Raw genomic sequence first — 635 nt, forward strand, 5'->3', positions numbered from 1 at the left:
GCCCGGCGGCGAAAAAGACTCAGGAGTTGGCGATACAGCGGTGTCGGCGGCGTCCATGGGTGAAGTTCTTCATGCTCGTTCTTCAGATAGCGAGCAAGCAGTTTGGCATCCAATGCATCGGTTTTGGCACGGACCTTCACACCTTCTCGGTAATGTTTGAGCTCATAGCCGCCCACCATGTAAATCACGCAGCCGGCCTCAAAGGCCAGGTCAGCGAACTCCAGGTGGTAGATGTTGGTGGCTTCAACAGCAATAGCCACACTCCCCGGCAAGTCCTTTAACCACTTGTTGATGCTGGTTTTGTTGTTGGGAATCTCTTCAAGCAGGTCCAGTTCGGCGTGATAAATCACCAATTCTTTCTTGGCGACATCCACGCCCACGATCGGCTTTGAAACAGAAACCGGCATTGCCATAGGTTTTCCTCCGGGATAAGGTTTTAAGCACTTGAAGGGCTCACCCAGAGGCGCAGGCTTGTTCCTATCGTCGGTCTAGGCCAGATGCATTCTTTATCGGCGCTTGGGTGAAAGGAGGAGGGGCGAACTCTCCCACAGTCTGTACTGCGTCAACAGTCAGAATCGAGCCTTGTCCCTCCTCCTCCCTTCAAGTCCTACCATACAAGCGAGCCTGCTCGCGAA

At 53.7% G+C, this 635-nt stretch carries 1 protein-coding gene; it reads right to left on the reverse strand.

What is annotated here, in order from left to right:
* Window positions 1-413: transposase (locus QLG10_RS07905; protein ID WP_282486626.1), on the reverse strand; the 413-nt coding region annotated here is incomplete at its 3' end.
* Window positions 414-635: the final 222 nt, after the last annotated feature.

Origin of the sequence: Pseudomonas sp. V98_8 (assembly GCF_029967975.1) — a bacterium.
Classification (GTDB): domain Bacteria; phylum Pseudomonadota; class Gammaproteobacteria; order Pseudomonadales; family Pseudomonadaceae; genus Aquipseudomonas; species Aquipseudomonas umsongensis.